Here is a 15,142-nt window from a genome sequence, read left to right as displayed (position 1 = left end):
GAGCGGATGTGCGCAGAACGGGCCCTCTGCCCGATGATGGACGAAACCGATCGATTGCTTTGCCCCGAAGGACGCTCCTCCCTCTCATGCCCCTCTCGGAACAGGTCAGGGACGAACGTCCCCCCGTCGACCGTGCCCCCGCCGCCACGGAAGGCGGGACACTCGCCGAAAGCGCCGTCACCACCGGCCGACGGCAGTTCATCTCCTGGACGACCCTCGCCCTGATGACCACCGCCTCGGTGGCCAACCTCCGCCCCGCGCCCTCCATGGCCCTCTACGGCCTCGCCGCGGTCTTCCTCTACCTCCTCCCCGCCGTCGTCTTCCTGCTGCCGACCGCGCTGGTCTCGGCCGAACTCGCGTCCGGCTGGACGGGCGGCGTCTACCGCTGGGTGAGCGAGGGGCTGTCGAAGCCGCTGGGCTTCCTCGCCGTCTGGTGCCAGTTCGCGATGACCATCGCCTACTACCCGAGCCTGCTCGCGTACGTGGCCAGCACCTTCGCGTACATCGTCGACCCGTCCCTCGCCGACAACGGCCTGTACGTGGCGCTCGTGATCGTCGTCGTCTACTGGTCCGGCGTCCTGATCTCCGCGCGCGGCACCAAGGCCGTCGCCGGGCTGTCGAGCATCGGCCTGGTGATCGGCACGCTGCTGCCGGGCGTCGTCCTCGTCGTCCTCGGCCTGGTCTTCCTCGGCCAGGGCAACCCGTCCGCCGCGCCCATGGACGGCGGCCATGTGCTGCCACCGTGGACCGGCGTCGCGAGCCTCGTCCTCATCGTCGGCAACTTCCTCTCCTACGCGGGCATGGAGATGAACGGCGTGCACGTCGCGTCGCTGCGCGAGCCGGGCCGCCAGTTCCCGCGCGCGATGGGCCTGGCCACCGGGCTCGTCCTGCTGATCTTCATCCTGCCCGCGCTGGCGGTCAGCTGGGTGATGCCCGGCGAGGACCTGAGCCTCACGGCCGGTGTGATGCAGGCGTTCCAGGGCTTCTTCGACCACTTCGGGGTCGGCTGGCTGACCAAGGTCACCGGCGTGCTGCTGGTCGCCGCCGCGCTCGGCGGCATGCTCACCTGGCTCGCGGGGCCGTCGAGCGGGCTGCTGCTCGTCGCCCGGCAGGAGGGCTATCTGCCGCCGGTCCTCCAGAAGCTCAACCGGAACGGCGTGCCGCGCAACATCCTCGTCGCGCAAGGGGTGCTGACGACCGTCATCGCGCTGCTCTACGCGTTCCTGCCGGACGTCTCCAGCGCGTACTGGATCTTCTCGGTGATCACCACGCAGATCTACCTGGTCGTCTACCTGCTGATGTTCGCGGCCGTGGTGCGGCTGCGGCGGCTCCAGCCGGACCGGCCGCGCGGCTTCCGCGTCCCGGCCGTCCGGCTCGTCGCGGGCGTCGGGTTCGCGGCCTCGCTGGCGGCGATGTGCATCGGGTTCGTGCCGCCGGAGCAGTTCGGCGGGCAGCCGCTCTGGCGGTACCTGCTGATCGTCGGCGGCGGGCTGCTGACCATCGGCTTCCTGGCGCCGCTCGCCTTCCTGGCGTTCCGCAGGCCGCACTGGGCGGCGCCCGACGCGGACTGAACCCCCGCCTTCCGGAACCCTCGCCGCCCGTCCGCCGTTTCCCGACGGGGAGGGGCGGCAGGCGCCGCCGTTCCTCCCCGCCAACGTGAGCGCCGACGAGGGGCGGACGAGGATGAGCGAAGGCCGGCCACCGGGCCGGATGCTGCGGATCGGCGGCACGGCCCTGCACGTTCTCAGCGAGGGTTCGGGGCCGGCGTGCGTGCTGAGCCCGGGGCTGGGCATGGGCTGGTTCGACTGGGATCCCGTCGTCCCCCTGCTCACCCCGCACCGCACGGTCGTCCGCTTCGACCGGCCCGGCCTCGGCTTCAGCGCCCCGCAGACCGAGCCGCCCACCGCCGAGGGCGAGGCCGCGCGGATCGCCGGCGTCCTGGACGCCCTCGGCCTGCCCGGCCCGGCGACGGTCGTCGGCCACTCCCTCGCGGGCTTCCACGCCGAGGCGTTCGCCCGGCTGCACCCGGAGCGCACGGCCGGCCTCGTCCTCGTCGACACCAGCGTCGAGGAGAACGCCCGCCCGCTCCCCGCCCGCGCCCTGCGCACCGCCGTCGCCCGGGCGCGCGGCCACGCCTTCGCCACCGCCGGCCTGCCGCGCGCCCTCGGCCCGGCCCTGCGCCGGCTGGCCGTCCGCGCCTCGTCCGTCGAACGCGCCGACCCCGTCCCCGCCGAGCTCGTCCGCCGCACGTACGGCACGGGCCGCGTGGCACGCGCCCTCCTCATGGAGAACGCCCGCTACTTCGACGTGGCCGCCGAACTGGAACACCTCCGCGCGGCCCACCCCCTGCCGCCCGTCCCCACCCACGTCCTGGCCGCCTCCACCGGCACCGACTCCCGCCTCGAACGCCGCCGCCTCACCCGCCAACGCGCCCTGGCCACCCTCCTCGACGCCCACTTCACCACCATCGCCCCGGCCGGCCACCTCCTCATGTACGACCGCCCGGAGGCGGTGGCGGGAGCGGTCCTGGAGGCGCCCCGCTTCCACCCGTCCACTGTCCCGACGGGCGGGCCCGCGCCCTGGTGAGGCGGCCGCACCCATCCGCCCGTCCCGGACGGTCACTTCAGATCGAGCAGCATCACGTCATGGAGCTCCGCCCCTTCCCATGGGCGTGCCTGCCCGACCTTTCGGTATCCCCACGCCCGGTAGGCCGTCTGCGCCGCCCGGCTCCCCGGGTGAACGTTGAGCAGCACGCGCTCGGCTTCCGCGTTGACGAGCAGTGCTTCGTGCAGCCGGCGGGCGACGCCCTGGCGGCGCCATGGGCCGCGTACCGCCAGTTCCATGAGCCCGAACGTCCGGCGTCCGTCCTCGCGGCGCATGTCCTGGCAGACGGGCTCCGTCAGCTGATCCCACCACCCCGTCGTGGGGCCGAGCGGGTGGCCGAACGCCATGCCGACGGGTTCACCGTCGCCGGTACGGGCGAGAGCGGCCCGGAAAGCGCGCTTGCGTGTTTGAGAGCGGAAACGGCGGAACGCACCCGCGACATCAGTCTCGGTCTCGTCGTACGGAGGCTCGGCGAACGCTTCCGCGTAGACCAAACGGAACGCGCCCTCGGCCCACGCGGCCGTCGGCCCGTCCATGCTCTCGACCGTGACGGTCCCCTGCCGCGTCATGTGACATCTCCCAGGTCGTTCTCCCGGATGCGTTCGCCGCACTCCCGTGCCCCGGCGGTGTCGACTCGCGCGACGGCCCGCGCGAACTGTCGGATCCGGCCCGACAGCCGCGGGGACGCGATGCCGCCGTACGTATCGAGAACGGCTCGCATCTCCTCGCACGCTTCGTCGACTTCGCCGGCCGCCAGAAGGACGCAGGCGAGTCTGACCCGGTATGAGGCGCTGTTTCGAGCCAGGTCACGGTCGATGCCGCGTACGGCGGCGAGGAGGAACGGAACGGCGTGCTTGGGCTGCCCGGCCCGCACATACAGGTTCGCCGTCGCGTAGTCGATCTCGAACGGACCGGCGAACCGTGCCCACTGAGGCACGTCGGGATCGGTGTCCGCGCGTCCTTGATGACTGACGGCTCGGCTGAGGGCGCGCCGCGCCGCGGACAGGTTGCCCGTGTGGATCGCCACGTTGGCTTCCCGGAGCGAGATCACGAGATGCACCGTGTGACCGGCACCCGCGCGACCGGCCAGGCGGTAGGCATGCTCCACCGCGCTCGCCGCCTCCCACGTCCTCTGCGCCTTGATCGCCAGGAGAACAAGGGTCTCCAGAACGGAGACCTGCAACAGCGGATCGTCGACGAGTTGTGCCGCTGACAGAGCCTCCATACAGGCGGTACGTCCCCGGCCGATACGCCCGCCGTCGTAGCCGTACCAAGCGCGGTGGCCGTGCAACTCGGCGAGTATGGTCTGGAGATCCCGGCCGACGCGGCTCGTATAGGAGGCCGTTCCCAGTGCGGTCGTGATCTCGCCCTCGATCGCGTCGGCCCGCGTCATGGCCGGCATGCTGCCCGAGGTGTGGTCGGTCCGATACAGGTCGTCGAGGGCGGCACGCACCCGGGCGACGTCGGCCGCGCCCATCCGAGGGCCTGCCCGCGTGCCGACGAGCGCCGCGCCGGCGAGCAGTCCGGCGTCGGCGACGAACGTCCTGCGCTTCACCCCTTCAGCGTCGCCGATCGGCGAGGCGACCGTCATGCGATACAGGGGCACCTCGAAGCCCATCTCGGCCAGGGGCATGCCGAATACCGCTTCGAGCACGGCTTGTTGGACCGGGTGGGGCAGGGGCGGGGGAGACTCCCTTTCCCACCGCCGCACTTGTCGCACGCTGATGGACGCGCTGACGCCCAGGCGCGCGGCTTCTCGGGCGAAGACCGTGACGAACGTTTCCTGGGTGTACCCGGCTGCGCGTCGCAGCTGTGCCAGTTCGCTCACGAGCCTGCCCGTCGTCCGTGCCGCTGCCGTGTGTCCGTCACCGTAGCGGCTCGGCCGTGGTGGCGAGTGCCAAAAAGTCCGCCTGAACGTCCGGTCGTCCTTCGCCCGCAGGGCCGTCCGGGCCGCTGCACTGGTGGTGTGCGAAGAAGCGCGGCAGGTGAGGCCGGCGGTCAATGTGCGGTCGGAGGCGCATCACGGCGTCGCGACCGCCGCGTCCGGGGCGCAGGCGATCTGGCGAAGCGACCGTGTCACGGCCCGGCCGACGCCGTTGGACAGTGGGCCGCGCGTACGGCGCAACTCGCCGATTCCACCAGGAGTGAGACGTTATGAAGCGACTGATCGCCCGCCTGTGGCGCATCATCCGAGGTCCGATGCAGTGGCGGGTCCTCTGGCTCGCGCACGCGAAATTCATGGTGGGCGTGACCGGCGTCGTCCGTGACGACGCGGGGCGCGTCCTGTTGCTGCGCCACCGGCTGTGGCCCGAGGGCCGGCAGTGGGGGCTGCCGACCGGCTATGCGGTCAAGGGCGAGGAGTTCGGCTCGACCGTCGTTCGTGAGGTGCGTGAGGAGACCGGCCTGGAGGTCAAGGCCGGCTCGCTCGTCCACGTCAAGAGTGGATACAAGCTGCGGATCGAGGTCGCGTACGAAGCGTCTCTGGTCGGTGGCGAACTCAAGATCGATTCCTTTGAGATCCTGGAGGCGCGATGGTTCTCTCCGGACGGGCTGCCGGAAGGGGTGCAGGAGTCACACCGAGCACTGATCCTCGGGTCGGCGCCCCTCGGCTGACCGGCATTCCCCGGCTGCTGGCTCCCAACGAGCACCTGTCCGGCGAGGCCGACGCGGTAAGGCTGGCCGCCAGGCTGGCCGAGCTGCGCTGCGACCCGGACGGTCTCGCCCGTCGGCATCCGCAGGTGACGTTCCGGCCGCTGTCCCGAGTCCTGACCGATTGGAGCGAGGCCGGGCTGGACGCCCGCCCCTTCCGAGCCGGCCTGGCCCTGCTCCGGCCACGGTACGCCGGTCTCGGCCTCCGTCGGCTGCTTCCGCTCGATCGCGTCATGGCCGGAGTCCGCTCCGAGCGGGAGGGAGCCTACGGCGGGTTCCACCACCCGGACCAGGGCTACCGGCACCTGCACATGCGGGCTTTGATCACGGTGTCCGGGCCTCTGGCGTCGGGTACACCCGAAGACCCGGAGCTGGCCGCCCTCGATCTGCTGCGCGCGTACGCGCACGACTGCCTGCACTATGGCTCGTTCCGCAGTTACCGCCTCAGGGGTGACGAGATCGTACGAACGCAGTATGGGGTGAACTTCCGCCGCCACGACGGACGTACCTATTCCGCGCCCGACCTCGCCGGATCGCCGAACACCCGCAATCTCGGCGTCATCATGGAGGGTGCGTGCGACCGCGAAGCGCGCGCCGTCACCCGGCGGATCGCCCGCCGCTTGGCCATCGTTCGGGCGGAGGGGATGTCCGCGTATGTGTTCCGGGACATGACGGGCACGCTCACCACCGCCGACATGGCCGCGCTCGCCCGGCCCGCGTACCGTGCCGCCCACGCCCCCGCGGAGCCGGCGGCGATCTTTCTGGAATCCATGAAGGCGTACCAGGAGTCGGTCAACGCTCGATACGTCCGATTCCTCGCCGACGTCGGGCGCGGTGAGGCGGCCGGACTGCACGCGGCCCTGCTGAGGGCCATGCTGTCCGGGTCCCTCGCAGGGCTTTCCGCTTGGCTCGACCGTAGGCATGGACCCCGCTCGTTTGCCGCTCTCTTCTTGAACCCCGGTTACCCTGCACGTTCGCGGAGGTAGCCAGGCAAGGTGGAAGCGCGTGGGGCTTGATATCAGTGTGCTGGTCGTCGACTGGGAGCGGCTCGCGGTGTTCGCGCCCGGGGAGCGGTGGGAGCGGCTGGTGGACGCCGCTTACCCCGACGAGTGTGACGCCGAGTTCTTCGCCGAGCTGCCCGATGGGTGGGTGCGGTTTCCGGGCGAGGTGGCGGAGTGGTCCGCGCTGTACGAGTTCCGCTCCACGAGCGGTTCGTTCAAGGCGCACTTCTGGGCCGGGGAGCGGTGGGAGGACGTCCGGGAACAGGCCGTGCCGGAGTTGCGGGCGGCGTTGGACGTGTTTCTGGCGGGGCTGTTCTGGGACCCGTACGACATGGCCGTTCCGCCGGCGGGGACGGGGGCGGACGCGCCGGGGGTGCGGGAGCTCCTCGCGGGCCGCGGCACCGGGCTGCTTGTCGCCTGCCCGCCCGAGACCGTCCCCGTCCTCGCCGCCGCCTGGGCCGTCGCCGAGCCGCTGCTCGACGGGCTCAAGGGGCCGCACACCGCCCACGCCGACGCCCCCGGCCGGTGGATCGCCGACCACGACGAGTTCGCCGTCCTCCTGCGCGAGTGGGCGGAAGTGGTGCGGGAGGCGCACGCGCGGGGGTGGGGGATCGTCGGGCTGCCCTTCTGACGTGCTACGTCACAGGGTCCCCGCTTGACCCTCACCTCACGTCAGGCCGCAGGCTGGGGCGCGACGAAAGGCAGGACCCCATGACGTACACCGTCGGACAGGTCTCGGGCTTCGCCGGCGTCACCGTGCGAACCCTCCACCACTACGACCGCACCGGGCTGCTCACCCCCAGTGAGCGCAGCGCGGCCGGCTACCGCCTCTACGGAGAGGCCGACCTGGCCCGCCTCCAGCAGATCCTCTTCTACCGGGAACTCGGCTTCTCCCTGGAGGAGATCGCCGCCATCCTGGAGGACCCGCACGCCAACGCGCTCGACCAGCTGCGCGCCCGGCACAAGCTGCTCAGCGAGCAGATCGGCCGGCTGCGGCGGCTGGTGGAGGTCGCCGAGCGGGCGATGGAGGTGCAGGAGACCGGGGTCGCGCTGACGCCGGGCGAGCGCTTCGACGTGTTCGGCGAGGTGGCCTTCGACCTGAGCTACGCCACCGAGGCCGCCCTCAAGTGGCGCGACAGCGACAAGCACCGGCAGTCCCTCGCCAGCGCCGCCGCCCACAGCAAGGACGACTGGCGCTGCATCATGAGCGAACTGACCGCCTGGCGGCGGGAGTTGCGGGCCGTCTTCGACGCCGGTGAACCGGCGGACGGCGAGCGGGCCATGGATCTGGCCGAGGCGCACCGGGGACACCTCGGCCGGTGGTTCATGTCCTGCCCGCCCGAGACGCACGTCCGCGTCGCCGACGACTTCGCCGCCGACCCGCGCGCGTTCGCCCTGCTGGTGCCGCCGTCCGAGCAGCGGCCGGGCCTGGCCGCGTACGTGCGGACGGCCGTCCGCGCCAACGCCGCCCGGCACGGGGTCGAGGAGGAGGCACGGTGAGGATCCTGATCACCGCGGCCGGTTCGCGCGGCGACGTCGCCCCCTACACCGGCCTCGGCGCCCGGCTGCGCGCGGAGGGCCACGACGTCACCGTGGCCGCGGACGAGCTCCACGCGCCGCTGGTACGCGCCGCCGGTCTCGCGTTCCGCCCGCTCCCGGCCGACCCGCGCATCGGGGGGCAGGTCGACGGGAAGCGTCAACTGATGGGCGCCGCGGCCGCGTTCGCCACCCGGCTGGGGCAGGGGATGGCGGAGGCCGTCACCGGAGCCGGGGGCGGTGCGGACCTGCTGCTGTTCTCCGCCACCACCGCACCGCTCGGCTGGCACGTGGCCGAGGCCACCGGCATCCGCAGCCTGGACGCCCACCTCCAGCCCAACGCCCCGACCGGCGACTTCCCGCCCGTCGTGAGCGGCACCCGCACGCTGGGCCGGTGGGGGAACCGGGCCGTCGGCCGGTTCTCGCTGCGGGTGACGGACCGCGTCTTCGCCGGCGCCGCCCGGGCGCTGCGGGCGGAACTCGGCCTGCCGCCGGCCGAGCAGGCCGCCGTCCGCCGCCGGCAGGAGGAGACGGGCCGCCCGGTGCTGTACGGCTTCAGCGAGGCCCTGGTGCCGCGCCCGGCGGACTGGCACCCGCGCCACACCGTGACGGGGACCTGGTGGCCGCACCGGGACACCGACCGGCTCCCGGCCGTCCTGGAGGACTTCCTGGCCGCCGGCCCGCCACCGGCCTTCGTCGGCTTCGGCAGCATGCCCGCCGGCGACCGCGAGCGGCTGAGCGCCCGCGTCGTGGACGCGCTGCGCCGCGCGGGCCTCCGCGGCGTCCTGCAGTCCGGCGGCGCGGGACTGGCCGCCGACGCGGACGACGTCCTGACGATCGGGGACGTGCCCCACGAGCTGCTGTTCCCGCGCGTGGCCGCCGTCGTCCACCACGCGGGCGCGGGCACCACGGCCGCCACACTGCGCGCGGGCGTCCCGTCCGTCCCGGTTCCGGTCATGGCGGACCAGCCCTTCTGGGCCGCTCGCCTGGTCGCCCTGGGCGCCGCCCCGGCCGCCGTCCCCTTCCGGAGGCTCACGGCGGAGGGCCTGGCCGACGCGCTGGGCCGGGCGGTGACGGAACGGCCGTACGCGGACGCGGCCCGCCGGCTGGCGGACCGGGTCGCGCGGGAGGACGGCGCGGGCCGGGCGGCCGAGATCGTGGCGGCCCTGGAAGACCGCCCCTGACCTGCTGATACGGTCGCGAACCATGAACGACACGGTGTACGTGGGCAACGCGGGCAAGGACGCGGCCCTCGACCGGGGCTGGCTGCTCGGTCACTTCAAGGACGTCTCCGACCCCCGCCACAGCGAGGCGGTCGAGATCAAGTGGGGCGTCCACCCGCCCGGCGACGAGCGCGCCCGCTGGGTCACCGGCGAGGCCCGCACCGCCCTGCTGGTGCTCATCAGCGGCCGCTTCCGGGTCGAACTCCCGGGCCGCAGCGTGCTGCTGAGCGAGCAGGGCGACTACGTGGTGTGGGGCGAGGGGGTGGACCACTCCTGGCGCGCCGAGGAGGAGTCGGTGGTGCTGACGGTGCGGTGGCCGTCCGTGCCGGGGTACCGGGTGGAGGACGGGAGCGGTGAGGACGGGGTGTCCGAGGGCGCCTGAGGTCGGCTGAGGCCGGCCGAGGGTTCGGGGGCGGCGGGCGCTCCGCGTCACGTCCGTACCCTTGCCTTCCGGCGTCACGCCCGCCGCGGAACGCCCTCGTGTCACGCCCGTCCCCGGCCCCCCGCCCCGCGCCGCAGGCGGGCGCGGACCGCCCGTTGGGCGACCGGGCCCAGGCCCTCCAGTACGGCCACCAGCCCGGAGAGCTGGTCCAGCGCGTCCAGCGCGCGCAGGGCGCCGTCGGCGTCCACGCCCTCGTACAGTTCCAGGCCGACGAAGGCGGACGCGACCGCGTACCCCGCGCTACCCCCGGCGCTCCAGCCGCACCACCGGGATCGCCCGTCCCGCCCGTTCCCGGAACGCGGCGAACTTCGGCTCGGCCGCGGTCTGCCGCCGCCACAGCTCCTCGTACTCCGCCGGGTCCGTCACCTCCACCGCCCGCGCGGGGAAGGCGTCGCCGCCCAGCTCGACGCGGAGCGACTCCGGGTGGGCGCGGAGGTTGTGGTACCAGGCGGGGGCCACCGGCGCGCCGCCGTTGAGGGCGAAGACGTGCGGGCGGCCGTCGGCGTCCGGCAGGTACACCAGGGGCGTGGTGCGGAGTTCGCCGCTGCGGGCGCCCCGGGTGGTGAGCAGGAGCAGCGGCGTGCCGGCGAACTCGCCGCCCACCGCGCCCCCGTTGGCGCGGAACTCCTCGATCACCCGCAGGTTGAAGGGGTTGGCGTTCATGACGCGGCCGGGGTCGTGGCCCGGTCGATGCGGGTGTACTGCTCGGCGGTGAGGCGCAGGTCCAGCGCCTCCCGGTTCTCCGCCAGGTGCTCGGGGGACGAGGTGCCGGGGATCGGGATCACCGTCGGCGAGCGGTGCAGCATCCACGCCAGGGCCGTCTGCGCCGGGGTCGCCCCGAGCTCCCGCGCCACGGCCGCCACCACCGTCACCGGGCCGTCCGGCCCGGCGTGGTCGCCCATCGCGAGGGGCCAGAAGGGCAGGAACGCGATCCCGTGCGCGGCCGCGTGGTCGACGACGGGGTCGTGGCCGCGCTCGCCGAGGTTGTAGACGTTCTGGACGGTCCGGACGGGGACGATGCCGGACGCCTCCCGTATCTGCTCGACGGTCACCTCCGACAGCCCGATGTGCCGGACCTTCCCCTCGTCCTGGAGCAGCTTCAGGGCGCCGACCTGGTCGGCCAGCGGGTACGCGGGGTCGATCCGGTGCAGCTGGAGCAGGTCGATGCGGTCGGTGCCGAGCCGGCGCAGGCTCAGTTCGGCCTGTTGCCGCAGGTAGGCGGGGTGGCCGTGGGTGACCCACTCGGTCGGGGAGGGCCGGACCACGCCCACCTTGGTGGCGATTACGACCTCGCCCGCGAACGGGCGGAGCGCCTCGGCGACCACCTTCTCGTTCTCGCCCAGCGCGTACGCGTCCGCCGTGTCGAAGAAGCGGATCCCCAGCTCGACGGCGCGCCGGAGCAGCGCGACGGTCTCCGCGCGGTCGGTGGGGGCCGTCCAGATCGGGGCCGTGAAGCCGCGCCGCTCGTCCGGGTGGCCGGCGAGGCGCATGGCGCCGTAGCCCATGCGCGGCACGACGAGATCGTCGCCGATGGTGTGAGTGAGGGGGTGGGTGGTGGCCGTGGTGTGCGCTGTGTTCTGCTGCATGCCGGAGAAGTTAGAAGCTCACACATGTGTGAGCTTCAAGCCGGAACCCGGCACTGTGAGGGGGATCACCGTCCATGAAGATCGGAGAACTGTCGGCGGCCACCGGGGTCAGCGTCCGCCTGCTGCGCTACTACGAGGAGCAGGAGCTGCTCACCCCCGTCCGCACGCCCGGCGGCCACCGCTCGTACGGTCCGGAGGCGCCGCTGGCGGTCCGCCGGATCCGGGCGCTGCTCGACGCGGGGCTGCCCACGCGCGTCATCCGCGAGGTGCTGCCCTGTGTGGAGGGGGACGGGCTGTTCGTGCACCCGTGCGTGAGCGACCGGCTCCGGGAGCAACTGCGCGGCATGGAGGAGCGCATCGCCGAGCTGGAGGAGAACCGGGCCGGGCTGGCGGCGATCCTCGCGGTCACCGAGGCCGCTGTCGGCTGAGGACGGCGGCCCCCGCCGCGTACCGCCCCGGAGCCACCCCCACGATCCGCTTGAAGTGCCGCGTCAGGTGCGACTGGTCGTAGAACCCGGCCGCCACCGCCGCCGTGTGCGGCGGCACCCCGTCCAGCAGCATCCGGCGCGCCCGGTCGACGCGGCGCGCGATGAGGTACTGGTGCGGGGCGATGCCGTACGCCCGGCTGAACGTCCGCACCAGGTGCGTCGGATGGGCGTGCAGCCGGGCCGCCGCCTCCCGCAGCGTCAGCCCCTCCACGACGCGGGCGTCGAGCAGTTGCCGCAGCCGGTCCGCGAGGACGGCCGCGTCCCGTCCGCCCGGCGCGGGCCGGGGCGCGGACCGCAGGTCCAGGTGGCGCACCAGCCGCTCGGCGACGAACGCCAGCCGGCTCTCCGCCTCCAGCTCCCCGCCGGGTTCGGCCAGGGCCGTGTGCAACCGGTGGACGCGGTCGCGCAGCAGGGGGTCGGCCAGCGTCGGCCGGTCCACCGCGGCGCCGATGTGCCGCTCGCCCAGCACGTCCGCGCCGAGGTACAGCACCCGCTTGCGGAAGCCGCCGGGCGTCGCCGGGGAGCCGCTGTGCGGTACGTGCGGGGGCAGCAGCGTCACCTGGTCGTGGAGTGCCCCGTGCTCATCGTGTTCGAGGTCGTAGCGGACCATGCCGGCGTCGACGATGAGCAGCGACCACGTGTCGTGGGTGTGCATCGGGTACGCGTGCTCGAAGAAGCGGGCGTGCAGCACCTCCGCGACGCCCCCGACGCCCGGGCGCCACGCCGTGAACCGTGAACGGCCCGTTCCCCCGGTGCTCGGCACGCGAGGAGCGTACAGAGAGGATCACCGGGAGACGAACGGATATACGGGCGGCGGGCCCGGTCGCCGCGGGTGCCGGGCGGGTGCCGGGCGGGTGCCGGGACGGGTTTCGCGGCGAGTGCCGGGGCGAGTGCCGGGGCGCCCCTTCCGTCGCGTTCGGCACCGGTGGCGGGCCCCACCCCCTGCGTCCGCTCCCGGCGGCACCCACAATGGAACCGACCACCGCGGGACGCCCGTGCGCAACGCGTCCGAAATCGTGTGGTGGGATGCTGATGTGCCCCCGGCCTGCCCCGCGGCCGGGAGCGGACGGCCTGACCAGCGAGGATTGGTAGCTATGGATAAGCAGCAGGAGTTCGTGCTCCGCACCCTCGAGGAGCGCGACATCCGCTTTGTGCGGCTGTGGTTCACCGATGTGCTCGGCTACCTGAAGTCGGTCGCCGTCGCCCCGGCGGAGCTTGAGCAGGCGTTCGACGAGGGCATCGGATTCGACGGCTCCGCGATCGAGGGATTCGCTCGTGTGTACGAATCCGACATGATCGCCAAGCCGGATCCGGGCACCTTCCAGATCCTCCCCTGGCGCGCCGAGGCCCCCGGCACCGCCCGGATGTTCTGCGACATCCTGATGCCGGACGGCTCCCCGTCGTACGCGGACCCCCGCTACGTCCTCAAGCGGATCCTCGCCAAGACCTCCGACCTCGGCTTCACCTTCTACACCCACCCCGAGATCGAGTTCTTCCTGCTCAAGGACAAGCCGGTGGACGGCACCCGCCCGGTGCCCGCCGACTCCTCCGGCTACTTCGACCACACCCCGCAGAACGTGGGCATGGACTTCCGCCGCCAGGCCATCACCATGCTCGAATCCATGGGCATCTCGGTCGAGTTCAGCCACCACGAGGGCGCCCCCGGCCAGCAGGAGATCGACCTGCGGTACGCCGACGCGCTCTCCACGGCCGACAACATCATGACCTTCCGCCTGGTGATGAAGCAGGTCGCGCTGGAGCAGGGCGTGCACGCCACCTTCATGCCGAAGCCGTTCTCCGAGTACCCCGGCTCGGGCATGCACACCCACCTCTCCCTCTTCGAGGGCGACCGCAACGCCTTCCACGAGTCCGGCGCCGAGTACCAGCTCTCCAAGGTCGGCCGCTCCTTCATCGCCGGCCTCCTCCGGCACGCGGCCGAGACCTCCGCCGTCACCAACCAGTGGGTCAACTCCTACAAGCGCATCTGGGGCGGCTCGAAGCGCACCGCCGGCGCGGGCGGCGAGGCCCCGTCCTACATCTGCTGGGGCCACAACAACCGCTCCGCCCTCATCCGCGTCCCCATGTACAAGCCCGGCAAGACCGGCTCGACGCGCGTCGAGGTCCGCTCCATCGACTCCGGCGCCAACCCGTACCTGACGTACGCGGTCCTGCTGGCCGCCGGCCTCAAGGGCATCGAGCAGGGCTACGAACTTCCCGCCGGCGCCGACGACGACGTCTGGGCCCTCTCCGACGCGGAGCGGCGCGCGATGGGCATCGAGCCCCTCCCGCAGAACCTCGGTGAGGCCATCGAGCTGATGGAGCGCAGCGAACTGGTCGCGGAGACGCTGGGTGAGCACGTCTTCGACTTCTTCCTGCGCAACAAGAAGCAGGAGTGGGAGGAGTACCGGTCGGAGGTCACGGCGTTCGAGCTCCGGAAGATGCTGCCGGTGCTTTAGCCCGGCGGGGCGGGCGGGGTTTTCCGCGTTTTGGTTGTGGGCTCAGGTACTGCTGCCGGAATGTCCCCGCGTGTGCGGGGGCCGCTCTTGACCGCGCGCTCATACAGTTGGTCGAGGCGCTCCAGCTCCACCTGTCGTACGTCCTCGGCGGGCTCTTGGGCGATGGCCTTGACGGGCCGAGGCCGAGGCCGTAGCCGACGACCGCCGCACGGCCGTTGAAGAGGAGGAACCGTCCCTGCGGGCCGCCGGGAAGGCGGACACCGGCGGGGCGGTGCTCGCCCGCGGGATCATCGGAGCCGGAGAGGGAGAACCGGCTTGAACAAGCGCCGAAAGATCGGTAAGGCGTCAAGAGGTCCCGTCGGCAGTACCCGCCGGGGCCTCTTCTCTTCGTGATAACCGCAAAGGGCAGGGACCCTTCAGCCCACTGAGGCGCGCACGAGCAGCGTGCCCAGGGCCTCGTCGCCCGGCGGCGGGAGGATTCGGGCGTCGACGTCGTCGAAGCCGTGGCGCTTCAGCAGGTCAGCCCACATATGGGGGGCGTACTGCCAGCGCAGGACGGTCAGTTCGCGCTCGCGTCCTTCCAGCCACTTGCCGCGCATCTGCTGGGGCCCGTACACATCGGGGGTGGGCTCGGCGTGGCTGAAGACGAAGACACCGCCGGCGGTGAGCCGCTTGGCGACCAGCGGCAGGAGCCGGTCGGGGTCGGTGAACCAGACCGCGCCCCACATGGAGTAGATCGCGTCGTACTCGGTGGCCTCGGTGATCAGGAAGTGGCACACGTCGGCGTGGACGAAGGTGACGCCAGGCTCGTCCGCCCACCAGCGTCGGGCCCGTTCGATCTGGTGGGCGGAGAAGTCCACGGCGGTCACCTGGGCGCTGCGGCGGGCGAGGTAGACAGCGTCGGTGCCTTCTCCCGGCCCGAGTTCCAGGACGGTGCGGGGCGTGCCGAGGAGTTCGGGGCCGGGCCCGTGACCGGGGAACTGCGTCCATTCGAACGGGCCGACGGGCGGGGCCGGCTGGTCGCCCTCGCCGCGGTGGGGCTTGTAGAGGTCCCAGTATTCGGCGGGGGTGAGGGGCGGGCGGGGCATGGGGCTCCTCGCGGGAACGGCGGGCCACGTGAGTTCGCCACCGTACCGGCGCCGCCCCGCCGCCGAGGC

The 15,142-nt window shown here is 72.8% G+C and carries 16 protein-coding genes and 1 pseudogene; 10 read left to right on the top strand and 7 right to left on the bottom strand.

Annotation, left to right across the window (positions count from 1 at the left end; translation table 11 throughout):
• Positions 1–86: 86 nt before the first annotated feature.
• Together J7W19_RS08950 and J7W19_RS08945 are read left to right on the top strand one after the other, a co-directional pair.
• Positions 87–1,571 (top strand): APC family permease, encoded by a 1,485-nt coding sequence (locus tag J7W19_RS08950; protein ID WP_004938652.1) that lies wholly within the window; start codon positions 87–89, stop codon positions 1,569–1,571.
• Between the two features lie 112 nt (positions 1,572–1,683).
• Positions 1,684–2,586 (top strand): alpha/beta fold hydrolase, encoded by a 903-nt coding sequence (locus tag J7W19_RS08945; protein WP_004938651.1) that lies wholly within the window; start codon positions 1,684–1,686, stop codon positions 2,584–2,586.
• A 32-nt stretch (positions 2,587–2,618) separates the two neighbouring features.
• On the opposite strand, the gene J7W19_RS08940 is transcribed toward J7W19_RS08945, so the two are convergent.
• Both J7W19_RS08940 and J7W19_RS08935 read right to left on the bottom strand, forming a co-directional pair.
• A complete protein-coding gene (locus J7W19_RS08940) occupies positions 2,619–3,173 on the bottom strand; it encodes a GNAT family N-acetyltransferase (RefSeq protein WP_004938649.1) in 555 nt (184 codons plus the stop codon).
• Complete coding sequence (locus J7W19_RS08935) at positions 3,170–4,432, bottom strand: hypothetical protein (RefSeq protein ID WP_004938648.1); 1,263 nt, start codon at positions 4,430–4,432, stop codon at positions 3,170–3,172. Before J7W19_RS08935 ends, J7W19_RS08940 begins: the two co-directional genes overlap by 4 nt.
• Before the next feature lie 326 nt (positions 4,433–4,758).
• Between J7W19_RS08935 and J7W19_RS08930 the strand changes: the two genes are divergently transcribed.
• From J7W19_RS08930 to J7W19_RS08905, 6 genes are all read left to right on the top strand, one after another.
• Complete coding sequence (locus J7W19_RS08930; protein ID WP_004938647.1) at positions 4,759–5,217, top strand: NUDIX domain-containing protein; 459 nt, start codon at positions 4,759–4,761, stop codon at positions 5,215–5,217.
• Positions 5,218–5,486: 269 nt separating this feature from the next.
• Positions 5,487–6,239 carry a hypothetical protein gene (locus tag J7W19_RS08925; RefSeq protein ID WP_233478080.1) on the top strand — a complete coding sequence of 251 codons (753 nt, stop codon included), beginning with the start codon at positions 5,487–5,489 and terminating at the stop codon, positions 6,237–6,239.
• 19 nt (positions 6,240–6,258) lie between these two features.
• Positions 6,259–6,885 (top strand): hypothetical protein, encoded by a 627-nt coding sequence (locus J7W19_RS33440; protein ID WP_040887519.1) that lies wholly within the window; start codon positions 6,259–6,261, stop codon positions 6,883–6,885.
• Positions 6,886–6,965: 80 nt separating this feature from the next.
• Positions 6,966–7,754 carry a MerR family transcriptional regulator gene (locus J7W19_RS08915; RefSeq protein ID WP_004938640.1) on the top strand — a complete coding sequence of 263 codons (789 nt, stop codon included), beginning with the start codon at positions 6,966–6,968 and terminating at the stop codon, positions 7,752–7,754.
• Positions 7,751–8,974 carry a glycosyltransferase gene (locus J7W19_RS08910; protein WP_004938638.1) on the top strand — a complete coding sequence of 408 codons (1,224 nt, stop codon included), beginning with the start codon at positions 7,751–7,753 and terminating at the stop codon, positions 8,972–8,974. Before J7W19_RS08915 ends, J7W19_RS08910 begins: the two co-directional genes overlap by 4 nt.
• Positions 8,975–8,996: 22 nt before the next feature.
• Positions 8,997–9,395 carry a cupin domain-containing protein gene (locus J7W19_RS08905; RefSeq protein ID WP_004938636.1) on the top strand — a complete coding sequence of 133 codons (399 nt, stop codon included), beginning with the start codon at positions 8,997–8,999 and terminating at the stop codon, positions 9,393–9,395.
• Between the two features lie 101 nt (positions 9,396–9,496).
• On the opposite strand, the pseudogene J7W19_RS33785 reads toward J7W19_RS08905, so the two are convergent.
• The 3 genes and pseudogenes from J7W19_RS33785 to J7W19_RS08890 form a co-directional block, all read right to left on the bottom strand.
• Positions 9,497–9,685 (bottom strand): annotated as a pseudogene (locus tag J7W19_RS33785) (TetR/AcrR family transcriptional regulator); the annotation flags it as partial.
• Between the two features lie 10 nt (positions 9,686–9,695).
• A complete protein-coding gene (locus J7W19_RS08895) occupies positions 9,696–10,118 on the bottom strand; it encodes a nitroreductase/quinone reductase family protein (RefSeq protein ID WP_004938632.1) in 423 nt (140 codons plus the stop codon).
• The gene (locus J7W19_RS08890; protein WP_004938630.1) at positions 10,115–11,041 is read right to left on the bottom strand and encodes an aldo/keto reductase; all 927 of its coding nucleotides are present in this window, start codon (positions 11,039–11,041) and stop codon (positions 10,115–10,117) included. The genes J7W19_RS08895 and J7W19_RS08890 overlap by 4 nt, the downstream gene beginning before the upstream one ends.
• A gap of 74 nt (positions 11,042–11,115) precedes the next feature.
• Between J7W19_RS08890 and J7W19_RS08885 the strand changes: the two genes are divergently transcribed.
• A complete protein-coding gene (locus J7W19_RS08885; RefSeq protein WP_004938609.1) occupies positions 11,116–11,469 on the top strand; it encodes a MerR family transcriptional regulator in 354 nt (117 codons plus the stop codon).
• Here J7W19_RS08885 and J7W19_RS08880 read toward each other — a convergent pair.
• Positions 11,447–12,292 (bottom strand): helix-turn-helix transcriptional regulator, encoded by an 846-nt coding sequence (locus J7W19_RS08880; protein WP_004938606.1) that lies wholly within the window; start codon positions 12,290–12,292, stop codon positions 11,447–11,449. The two genes, J7W19_RS08885 and J7W19_RS08880, sit on opposite strands and share 23 nt — an antisense overlap.
• 331 nt (positions 12,293–12,623) lie before the next feature.
• Between J7W19_RS08880 and glnA the strand changes: the two genes are divergently transcribed.
• Complete coding sequence (gene glnA, locus J7W19_RS08875; RefSeq protein WP_004938603.1) at positions 12,624–13,985, top strand: type I glutamate--ammonia ligase; 1,362 nt, start codon at positions 12,624–12,626, stop codon at positions 13,983–13,985.
• Positions 13,986–14,401: 416 nt separating this feature from the next.
• Here glnA and J7W19_RS08870 read toward each other — a convergent pair whose 3' ends face one another.
• A complete protein-coding gene (locus tag J7W19_RS08870) occupies positions 14,402–15,073 on the bottom strand; it encodes a class I SAM-dependent methyltransferase (RefSeq protein WP_004938601.1) in 672 nt (223 codons plus the stop codon).
• Positions 15,074–15,142: the final 69 nt, after the last annotated feature.

It is taken from the genome of Streptomyces mobaraensis NBRC 13819 = DSM 40847, from assembly GCF_017916255.1.
Classification (GTDB): domain Bacteria; phylum Actinomycetota; class Actinomycetes; order Streptomycetales; family Streptomycetaceae; genus Streptomyces; species Streptomyces mobaraensis.
Note: the sequence above shows the minus strand (reverse complement) of the source record. Positions and strands in the feature narration are given on the sequence as shown.

What these genes read in the sequence shown, in the direction of transcription:
- J7W19_RS08950 (WP_004938652.1), top strand. Translation starts at nt 87, where the DNA reads ATGCCCCTCTCGGAACAGGTCAGGGACGAACGTCCCCCCGTCGACCGT.
- J7W19_RS08945 (WP_004938651.1), top strand. Translation starts at nt 1,684, where the DNA reads ATGAGCGAAGGCCGGCCACCGGGCCGGATGCTGCGGATCGGCGGCACG.
- J7W19_RS08940 (WP_004938649.1), bottom strand. Translation starts at nt 3,173, where the DNA reads ATGACGCGGCAGGGGACCGTCACGGTCGAGAGCATGGACGGGCCGACG.
- J7W19_RS08930 (WP_004938647.1), top strand. Translation starts at nt 4,759, where the DNA reads ATGAAGCGACTGATCGCCCGCCTGTGGCGCATCATCCGAGGTCCGATG.
- J7W19_RS08925 (WP_233478080.1), top strand. Translation starts at nt 5,487, where the DNA reads ATGGCCGGAGTCCGCTCCGAGCGGGAGGGAGCCTACGGCGGGTTCCAC.
- J7W19_RS08915 (WP_004938640.1), top strand. Translation starts at nt 6,966, where the DNA reads ATGACGTACACCGTCGGACAGGTCTCGGGCTTCGCCGGCGTCACCGTG.
- J7W19_RS08905 (WP_004938636.1), top strand. Translation starts at nt 8,997, where the DNA reads ATGAACGACACGGTGTACGTGGGCAACGCGGGCAAGGACGCGGCCCTC.
- J7W19_RS08895 (WP_004938632.1), bottom strand. Translation starts at nt 10,118, where the DNA reads ATGAACGCCAACCCCTTCAACCTGCGGGTGATCGAGGAGTTCCGCGCC.
- J7W19_RS08890 (WP_004938630.1), bottom strand. Translation starts at nt 11,041, where the DNA reads ATGCAGCAGAACACAGCGCACACCACGGCCACCACCCACCCCCTCACT.
- J7W19_RS08885 (WP_004938609.1), top strand. Translation starts at nt 11,116, where the DNA reads ATGAAGATCGGAGAACTGTCGGCGGCCACCGGGGTCAGCGTCCGCCTG.
- glnA (WP_004938603.1), top strand. Translation starts at nt 12,624, where the DNA reads ATGGATAAGCAGCAGGAGTTCGTGCTCCGCACCCTCGAGGAGCGCGAC.
- J7W19_RS08870 (WP_004938601.1), bottom strand. Translation starts at nt 15,073, where the DNA reads ATGCCCCGCCCGCCCCTCACCCCCGCCGAATACTGGGACCTCTACAAG.